Genomic DNA, 7352 nt, shown 5'->3' on the forward strand with positions numbered 1-7352 from the left:
GATCTCATTTATTTCAATGAAATACATCCTCGTTTGTTATTCGGGTAATTCTAATTAAATGGAAACCCAACCAGTTACACGTAAAACTTCATTGAATGAGGTGATAGTCTATACAGCGGGTATGCATTATGCTCCCAGGAAAATCACATCAATTTCTCTATTCAAGAATATTAAGTTTTCACTAGTTAGGTTTAGTAGAAAAATATATAAATATTCGTCTACACTATTTAGTATTTCAAATACGAGGTTTAGTAGAAAAATATATAAATATTCGTCTACACTATTTAGTATTTCAAATACGAGGAAAATATAAAATTTTTTTGATGTTAAACACTGATTTTGACTGGATTTCTCATATGGAAGTTATCAAATGCATTAAAAAATAATTGTAGGCCGCAAAAGAAAGCTGCTTCCTGCGCTGAAAAGCGTGGCGTCAGCCACTTTGTTCTGTCCTTGTTCATTTTGAAAGATGGAATTTTAAATAAATTTTCTTTAAATTCGCTAATATATAAAGCTAAAAAGACAAGATATGTTTAAAAAAATACAAATAGTGCCATTAAATACATAATAAAGATGCAAAATGTATAATGAACTTGTTCATTAAAAATAAATTAAATATAGGAGGAATGAAAAATGGGTAAAGAAGATACTGAAATCATTTTAAATGACAATAAAGAAGGCGGGGTGACTGAAAACAAAAATATACATGAAAATGCTCAAATGCTACTAGAAGCAGAATTTAATTTATTAGGAGAGAACCTTGTAGCAGCTTATAAAAAAGATGATGATGGTTATAAGATATTATTAGCACCAACTGATTATGAATCTAATAATGGGGTAACTATTGGTGAGTTAGTTAAAGATATTAATAGCATGCTTGGAAAACTTGAAGGAGAAGCTAGTGGAGCATTAAAGGAAGAAGATATTGAAGAGCAGATTAAATCAGCAAATAGCAGTTTTAATGTTGAAAATATACGAATAATACTTAAAAAAGCTTATCTTTACGTAAATCATAATGCTAAAGATGATAAAACAACAACAGAATATGCCTTCGAATTAATAATTGATACTGAAAAATTATTCCCTGCTGATTTCTTTGTTAAAGTTAATAAGGTTTTAATAGCAATATGGAATACTAAGAGAGAAAAAATTGTAGAGTCAATGTCTTTATTTGATCCAAAGGCTTATATAGAAGGGTAGTATTTAATTATGTCAGATGGATTAGCATTAGCACTTAAAGTTCAGGGAAGTTTATGGAATCAAGAGTTTCAAGGAATGGTGGGGAAAGTTAATGGTGAAACTTGTATTATAGGTGAATTAGATATTGATGAAAACGGCATTTTTAACGTATTAGGAGAAGTCAATAATGACTTAGGCAAGTTTGCAAAAAGTAACAATTTACCTTGTATCTCTAATAAATCTTATTCAGCTATAAAATTTATTAAAATAGGTAAGTTTACTTCTTTATCTTTAGATATGGGAGCAGCATCTTTTATAGCGATATCAAAAGATAATAGTGCTTTACTAGCATTTGGATTATCAGTAAAAGAAAAGCCTAAGGGAGACGGATTAATAGATAAAGCATTAGTTTTCCTAGATTCAATAGCAGTTTTTTTTGGAATTGAAGAAGTAATTGTAATATATAGATCAAGATTAAATATAAGTCTTCAAGATGCTATAAAAAAGGTTCCTTCATTATCAAAAATGAAAATGCTTTCAGGACTTAGTAATAGTGCTAGTCCATCAGAATTAGATAATAGTAATCTAATAATCTCTACAGAATTTAATTTTGAAGGAAAAGAAAGTATATTTACAAAGGCAATTTATGACCTATTTGGATTAAAATCATTAGATATGTTTATTGGTATATCTAAAGATTCTGGAGATTTTTTAGGAATATTAGCAATGCCAAGTATAGATAATAAATTGCTAATAGCAAAAGAATTTTATATAGAATTTTGTAAAACAAAAAGTGATATTGCTTTAAAGGTTAAAGGAAAGTTTATATTAAAAATATTACCGGATATAGAATTTATAGTGAATTGTAGCATGGGAATGACAAGTTTTCTTTTATCAGCAGAGGCAAGTGTAAAAAAACCAATATCTCTAATTGGTGAGTTTAAGATAGGGGATACAGCATTACTTATAGGATATGAGAAAGCCCTTACATTTGGAATGTTTACAACTCTATATTTAAGAGATTTAAGTTTATTTTCAGCAGTAATACTTAAAGTACTTGGAAATGTAGCATATGTTCAGATGCTTTCAGCTGCAGTTAGTGAAATTAGTTTAAGTAGCTTAGTTAAGAATTTTACTGGTATTACAGTTAGTGGGCTTGAAGATTTTGATATTATAAAACTTAAAGAATTTGATTTTTGCTTTAAGAAGGATTTTCCCACAAGTATATTAGAAAAGAAAGAAAAAGAGCAAAAAGAGAAAATAGTGGAATTTTTTAATAAGAATATAGAAGAAGAATCTTTAAGGCTAAGCAGTAATCAATGTAAAATAACAAATTTAAATAATGGAATTGCTTTAGTTGATAAGAAAAGAATGCGTCATTATTTTATTGATAGAAAAGGAAAGATGTATTTAAGGTGTCAATTTTACACATCCTTTGAAGAGAAAGAAATTGAAATGGGAGACTATAAATTGCAACCAGGTATGTTTATATGCGGGGTCCTTGAAATTTTGGGGGTTAATTTTAAAGTGCTTTTTTCAATGAATCCTAATGAAGGAATACTAGCATTTATGCATGTGGATGAAATAGATATTGGCTTTTTGAAGTTTACATCATCAAGTTTTAAGAAAGATGTTGAAAGCAAAGCTGTAATTCCTTCAGATAGTCCAGTATATCAATTTATTGATAAAAAATCAGAAGGACCATTATTATATATATCCATTAATAAAAATAACAGCAGCTTTTATATTGATGGATCTTTAACTATATGGAAAATATTCTCGGCAGAAACACGAATTATTGTTTCTAAAGGATTTATTTCAATTGATGCAAGAGCTGAAATATTTAGTATGTTCATGTGTACTTTTGGGCTTCATATAAATTATCAAAGTGCTTCAGCTTTAAATTTTGATATATGCTTAATTATAGATACAAGTGGTATTGAGAAATTTTTTGGACAAGTTAAAGAAACTTTAGATAGAGCTATAGAAAGTTATAAAGAAAAGGTTAAATCAGCAGAAAGACAAATAAATGAAGCACAAGAAAAGGTTAATTCCCTTATGAGAGAAATTGATAGTCTTAATTCAAAGATTGAAAGATGTAAAAGAAGAATTAGTAATGCTAGTTGGTGGAAGAAATGGGCTGTTGCTATGAAGGAAGGAATCGAAATTGCAGCTTATGAAGTGGCAAAAGCAGGAGTATATGTAGCCATAGGTAATGCAACAGCAGTACTACAAGCAGCAAAACTTGCAATTAATTTAAGTGCAAAAATTGGTGAAGCCGTAGTAGAGGGAATAAAAGCAGTATTAGATGGAATATTAAATTTATTTTATATTAGAAGATTTGAGATAAGAGCAGCAGCAAATTTAAGTAATCAATCTTTTGAGGCTTTAATTGAATTTGTTGCGTTAGGAAAGGAATATACAGTTTCTAAAAAATTTGAAAATCATACTTTAGGGCGAGATACAATTAAACTTCTTGAAGAGGATATGGATAAGAATGTTAGTTTAGATGTTTCGAATATTGAAAGAATAATGAGAAATAATAAAAGAAAATTTAAACCAGAAATAGTTTCAGCAGAAGTAAATAAAAAGAGAATTGAAGATGGAATGCTACAGATTGAAAATATTAGTAATTTTATTCGTGATATTGAGAGAAGTCATTTGGATGAATTTGGAGAATCAATAGAGTGTGCTGAAGCATTAAATACATCTCTTGCACAAGGTATTGACATAGTATCTTCTAATATGTCCATTACATCAAATATGATTGATGTTAATAGACTTGAAAATATAGTACAAGATATTAAGCAAGTAGTAAATGATGAAGAGCAAATTTCTGGATTTAGAGATAGGGAAGTAGAAGATATAAATTCTATAGTTACAAATCTTAATAAAGTTATTGAAGTTAGTAATAAATGTGAAAGTAGTATGGACTTCTTAGTTGAAAAGCAAAATGATTCTAAAAATAAAGTTGATTTTATGAATGATATAAGAAAAGCAACTATTCCATATTCAGTTCGAAAGGGAAATTATAGATGTGATATGGGTAAGGTACTAAATGATATAGAGAATTCAATGATAAAGGATTTTTCTTCAAACAGAAGTAATTATTATATGAATTTTGCAAAAGAAGGCAAGATGTATAAATATCTCGATGAAGAAAGAGAAAAATATGAAACAAGTGTACCAGATGATCTATTACAAAAGAGAAGAAGTATAAAGGCAAATAATTATAAAGAAAGGTTATAGTGATTACAGGATACATGGATTTTATTATTTTTACTTTTGATGATAGGTTAAGGGATACATTGTTAAAAATATTCAAGTTTGTACTAGCAGATATGGATATAGATTTTGTTAAGTTATTTAAAGACAGTATTAAATCTATTAATGAGTTGGGGAATATTTGCAATGATGATGCTGAAAAAGTAATTTTTGTTAATATAAATGATAAAAGACTTTTTAATGAGGACTGGACTAAATGCCTTAATACTCTTTCTCAAAAGTATAGCAACATAACATTTGTAATATTATCTAAAGAAGAAATAAATGCAGGAATTATCTTTAAAAATGATATAAGAGTTAAATACTTTATAAATATAATAGAGGATGATCTAGAAATTGAAATTAGAAAAATAATAAATATATTGTGTAAAGAATTTTATAATAAGGATGAGTATATTGTAGCTATAAATGAAAATCAAAATGTTACAAAAATATTTTTAAAAGATATTTTATTTATAGAAACCATAAAGGGAAAACATAAATGTGTTATAAATCATTCTAAGGGAAAAGGAATTTTAAGAATTGGAATCAATGAACTTATACTTAAACTTGATTCTAGATTTATTTTATGCCGTCCTTCAACTATAGCCAATAAAGAAAATATTATTGAGATAGATTTTAAAAATAATATATTTTATTTTAATAAAGATTTAAGTTGTACATTTTCACGAAATAATAAAAAGAAAATTAAAAATTTAGTGAAGGGAGAAATGTCATGATAGATAAAGGCAAAAAAGCTATCTTAAAAGGTGCTATAGCGGCAGTTATTACAGGAACACTAGCTTCAGGGACACTGGTTTACTTAAATAATGGAAATGAAAAAACAGGATGTATAGTAAAAGAATATGAAGCATTAAGAGATAAAAAAGATATGACTATTATGATATATATGAATGGAAGCTCTTTAGAAAGTATGGATGGAGAAGCTACTAAAGATATTAATGAGATTATAGAAAATTATCCTAAAGAAGCAAACTTAAATATAGTTGTAGAATGTGGAGGAACAGAAATTTGGGACAAAGAGGAGTTAGCGGGAGAAGGAAATAAGCGTTTTTTAATAGATAAAAATGGTATAGAAGTAGTTGAAACATTAGAAAAAAGAAATATGGGAGAAACAGATACATTATCAGATTTTATAAATTATGGAATGGAAGCATATCCAGCAGAAAGGTATATGTTAGACTTTTGGGATCATGGTGGAGGTTCTGTAAAAGGTTTTGGAGAAGATGAAAATTTTGGTGGAGATAGCCTTGAGTTAGGAGAAATTTATGATGGAATAAAGAACTCTAAAGCAGAAGATAAAAAGATTGATATAATAGGTTTTGATGCATGTCTTATGAATACTGTTGAGACATGTAATATATTAAAAGATAATGCAGAATACTTAGTTGCATCACAGGAAGTTGAACCAGGAGAAGGTTGGAATTATAAATGGTTATTGAATTTAAATAATAAAGATATTACTGATGAAAAGATATGTGAATGTATAGTAGACGAGTACATAGATTACTATAAGAATGGTAGATGTAATTTAGATATTTCAGTAATTGACTTAGAAAAATTTAAAGAATTAGAGGAAATCATTAGTGATTTCTTTGAAAAAATACCTACTCATGATAAAGAATTATTGAAAGAAGTTTCAAAGCTAAGAACTAAAGGTAACTCTTTTGGGACAGGCTATGGAGAAAAGAAAACAGGTGATATGCTAGATTTAGCTAGTTTAATTAATAATCTTAATTGTGTACTTAAAGATAAATATTATCCTATTTATGATTTTAATAATTGTGTTATTTATAAAGGGGTTTTGGGCTATGAGGAAGAGCCAAGTGGGTTATCAATATATCTTCCAGTTAATTCAGAGGAAACATTGGTGGAAGATTATCATAATTATTCAAATAGTCATTATGATGATAAATATATAGAGTTTATAGGTAAGTATATTGAATTTCTTTTAGAGGAAGAGGGATATAGTTTTGAAAATTTAAATCCCTATTTAGTAGATAATGTAGCAAAGGTTAGTCTTAACAAAGAAGATATAAACAACCTTGCAGCAGTATACTTAGCAACATATAAGGAAACTTCATATGGAAGTGGTATCTATGAACTTTTATCAACAGATAGTGATGTTAAAATAGATGTGGAAGGAACAGTTAGTTCTGATGTTGAAAATAGTTTTACTTATATAAATAATGAATTATTTTCAACTATAGAAAAAAGTTTTACTAAAAGTGAACTTGAATTATATTCACCAGTTCTTTTAAATGGAGATGAAGCCTACCTTTTAATTGAATATGACTTTAATAATTGTAATGGAACTGTACTTGGAGCTATACGAGGTTTTGATCCAAGTGAAGCCCAAAATAAAATCATTAATATAAAAGATGGAGACGAAATCACACCTTTATTTCCTTTTAAAGATGATAGCGACATAAGTAGTATAAGTAAAGATAAAATATATAATGATGAATATTTTAAGGGGAATATGATAAAGGCTGATGAAAAGGGCTTAGATATAAATGATGGAGAGCTAGAAGGCAAAGAAAAAATTAAGTATAGTTTTATTCTTATTAATTCTAGTCAGGAAAAATATGAAATTAATATAAATTAAATAAAGAAAATATTACTAGTTTTTATATTAATCTTTTTTGCTATATTGAGAAAAGATTTTATAAGAGGGAATAAAGAAAAGGTCAGTGCATGATAATGTTACTGGCCTTTTTTTAAAAATAAAGGCTGTATTATGAATAAAAGTGATAAAATATGTCAATCATTTTAACAAAGATTTTTAAGGAGATGATGTATTTGAATTCGTATAAGTACAATGATGTATTAGAAATAATAAAACCTATGAGTAATCCCTCAAAAAGAAAATTAATTATGGATATAAG

4 protein-coding genes are annotated in these 7352 nt (G+C 27.4%); all 4 read left to right on the forward strand.

Annotation, left to right across the window (positions count from 1 at the left end; all coding sequences use genetic code 11):
- The first annotated feature begins 633 nt into the window (after positions 1-633).
- Genes BM384_RS07230 through BM384_RS07245 form a run of 4 tightly spaced genes read left to right on the forward strand, consistent with a single transcriptional unit; the run spans position 634 to position 7072 of the window.
- Complete coding sequence (locus tag BM384_RS07230) at positions 634-1200, forward strand: hypothetical protein (protein ID WP_090012478.1); 567 nt, start codon at positions 634-636, stop codon at positions 1198-1200.
- A gap of 9 nt (positions 1201-1209) precedes the next feature.
- Positions 1210-4428 carry a coiled-coil domain-containing protein gene (locus BM384_RS07235; protein ID WP_090012480.1) on the forward strand — a complete coding sequence of 1073 codons (3219 nt, stop codon included), beginning with the start codon at positions 1210-1212 and terminating at the stop codon, positions 4426-4428.
- Positions 4429-4442: 14 nt separating this feature from the next.
- The gene (locus BM384_RS07240) at positions 4443-5183 is read left to right on the forward strand and encodes a LytTR family transcriptional regulator DNA-binding domain-containing protein (protein WP_139232062.1); all 741 of its coding nucleotides are present in this window, start codon (positions 4443-4445) and stop codon (positions 5181-5183) included.
- Positions 5180-7072 (forward strand): clostripain-related cysteine peptidase, encoded by a 1893-nt coding sequence (locus BM384_RS07245; protein ID WP_090012483.1) that lies wholly within the window; start codon positions 5180-5182, stop codon positions 7070-7072. Before BM384_RS07240 ends, BM384_RS07245 begins: the two co-directional genes overlap by 4 nt.
- The last annotated feature ends 280 nt before the right edge of the window (positions 7073-7352 follow it).

Source organism: Clostridium sp. DSM 8431, from assembly GCF_900116755.1.
In the GTDB taxonomy this organism is placed as follows: Bacteria; Bacillota; Clostridia; order Clostridiales; family Clostridiaceae; genus Clostridium.

Excerpts from the sequence above, each read along its gene's own strand:
- BM384_RS07230 (WP_090012478.1), top strand. The coding sequence starts at position 634 with ATGGGTAAAGAAGATACTGAAATCATTTTAAATGACAATAAAGAAGGC.
- BM384_RS07235 (WP_090012480.1), top strand. The coding sequence starts at position 1,210 with ATGTCAGATGGATTAGCATTAGCACTTAAAGTTCAGGGAAGTTTATGG.
- BM384_RS07240 (WP_139232062.1), top strand. The coding sequence starts at position 4,443 with ATGGATTTTATTATTTTTACTTTTGATGATAGGTTAAGGGATACATTG.
- BM384_RS07245 (WP_090012483.1), top strand. The coding sequence starts at position 5,180 with ATGATAGATAAAGGCAAAAAAGCTATCTTAAAAGGTGCTATAGCGGCA.